This window comes from Psychrobacter namhaensis, from assembly GCF_016107545.1.
Taxonomy (GTDB): domain Bacteria; phylum Pseudomonadota; class Gammaproteobacteria; order Pseudomonadales; family Moraxellaceae; genus Psychrobacter; species Psychrobacter namhaensis.
Map to the genome: position 1 here is coordinate 1 of NZ_JABASS010000029.1, position 2,304 is coordinate 2,304.

Consider the following 2,304-nt stretch of genomic DNA (forward strand, 5'->3'; position numbering starts at 1 on the left):
AGTCGCCTAAGAGCTTATGCTTTTAGAATCCCCCACTTGAGCTTGGCGAATGTGGTGGGAGTATGTCAAAAGTGTATTGAGAGATTCATATTAATAACTTTTGGTGTCTATCGTTTCAGCCATTGGCATCAGTCATTAATACGTCACATCGACTTTATCGCTATAACGGTAAGTACGTATCAGGCGCAACTCGACAATGTCTTTCATGTCTTTAGTAAACTGGCCAAAAGGAGCCGCTTGCCGTACTGACTGCTTAGCCGCTTCATCTAATATCGTTGAGTTTGAGCTTTCTAGCAAGCGAATGGCTTTAATGTTACCATTATTACTAATAATGACCATCAGGCGTACTTCGCCCGTGATGCCTTGGGCCCGAGCTTGTACCGGATAGTGCAGGTTGCCAACGCGCTCAACATGCTCACGAAAAGTATTGATATAATCAGCTGCATCGCCGCGCGTCGTTGAATTGCTATCCATCGTCACCACTTTTGATTTGGTGGCATAGACCTGCTGACGTTGCGAGAGTTGGGCTTCGAGCGTTGCGATCTGTTTACGTAGGCGCTCTTCTTGGGCCATGACATCATCTTGTGCTTGTTTGCTGTCATTGTCAGACTCTACCGCCGCTTGTCGCCAGCTTAAGGTGGTTCGCAGATAGCTTTCTTGGTAGCGCTGCTGGCGAACTTGACGCTGTAAATTAATGACATCTTGTGTCTCGCTCATTTGCTCAGCCGCCAGTGGACTGATCTGATCGGTCTCTTGCCTTAACGTCTCATGTATCGTACCGCCGCCTACTTGTGAGGCATTGGCAATAAAATGTGCATCTTCATTTGGCTTCATGTTATCTGTGAGCACTTTTGCGACATCTTGCATCATTGCAGCGGGGTCTTTGCCCGTAGAAAAACTGATACCAAAGATAATGAGGGCATGGACGGCAACGGCAATAAAAACAGCAACAGGCAAGCTTACGTCACGCTTAGGCGCTTGTGCAGAAAAATGATAGCTTTGCGAGTCTTTGATATAGGCCACAATAGGTCTCAGACATTAAGTATAGATCGAGCGAACACCAAGTCCGATCGTAGTAGAGCTGGCAGTGTATGCGAGTGCTATCATAACATGACTTAGAATTGTGCTGCTAGCGTAACCGTAAATGGGGCACGTCCACCCACTCACACCGTATTGATAATAGTTTAAACACCGTTTTTTAGGTAGTGCGTTAACAAATACGTTTTTTTAGCTTGCATCCGTTAAAATATACGTGCAATGTTATTGATAAGTTGTAATCAAATACAGGGGCAGATTTATATCTTAGCGCTGCTAGTGACTTGCATAGACGCCATTTTATAGTTTTTAATAGGTGATCTGTACCGCATCTCGTCAATGATGCCCCCTATAATGATAAGGATAATAAGTTTGAGTGGCTTTGATAACATGAGTGATAACGTGAATAATTCAGACAGTTTTGATGAGTTCTTTGAGGATATTGGCGACCGTTTTGATGAGTCTTTCAGCGGTGGCTGGGATCGCCTCACCCAGTCGATCAAGCAGCTATACAATAAAACGACCGATAAGCTTGAAGATGAAATCCCCCTCCCTGTCGCTCAAAAATACGTCAATGATGCCCTGCAAAAGTTTGTGACCGACAACGTCAAAGCCATCTTAGAGTTGCGCGTTGAGATACACGATCACTGGTTTCGCCTATACTGCACGGTTAATGCGGGTGGTATTTATGCTGAGGTAGCCAGTAACTTTAGTTTGGTCCATGTGCAGCTTGACCGTAACGTTCAGCGCTTTGTGTTTGGCCAGCAGACTTATACCGATGTGCTAAACCTACGCTGTGAGTCTTTTCTTAAACGCCAAGGTATTAAGCTATTTATCTGGTTTTATCACAGCATCCTAAAAAAAGACCCTTTAGGGTTCATTCTGTCTTACATCAATATTGCCCGTGCAAAAGATGAAGTCATTTATCTTGATATTAATCGCTGGCTTAAGAAAAACAAAAAAATCATCAGTACCTTACACAAGGTGCAGGTGAACTACGGCGAGCTTGAAGAAGAACAATTGGTTTTAAAAACCCAAATCAATTATCGGGATTTATTGGCGGCAAGCAGCAACGAAGACATCATTAGCGATGATGATGAGCCTGAGCTGATGCAAGGCCCTATCAACCCGATAGATGACGCCACCGAACCCAGCCAAGTGTAAAGCCGGTAGACTGTCACTTTATAAAAAAGCGCTGACGCTAAAGACAGGAGTGAACCGACCCCCATAAGTTGGACACAACTTATGGGGTATTTTTATGCGTTACGA

General features: G+C 44.4%; 2 protein-coding genes. One reads left to right on the forward strand and one right to left on the reverse strand.

Annotation, left to right across the window (positions count from 1 at the left end):
• Positions 1-135: 135 nt before the first annotated feature.
• Positions 136-1,023 carry an energy transducer TonB gene (locus tag JFC06_RS12430; RefSeq protein ID WP_193005630.1) on the reverse strand — a complete coding sequence of 296 codons (888 nt, stop codon included), beginning with the start codon at positions 1,021-1,023 and terminating at the stop codon, positions 136-138.
• Between the two features lie 366 nt (positions 1,024-1,389).
• Here JFC06_RS12430 and JFC06_RS12130 point away from each other — a divergent pair, with 366 nt between their 5' ends.
• Entirely contained in the window at positions 1,390-2,199 is an 810-nt protein-coding gene (locus JFC06_RS12130) for a hypothetical protein (RefSeq protein ID WP_193005629.1), read from the forward strand.
• Positions 2,200-2,304 lie beyond the last annotated feature (105 nt).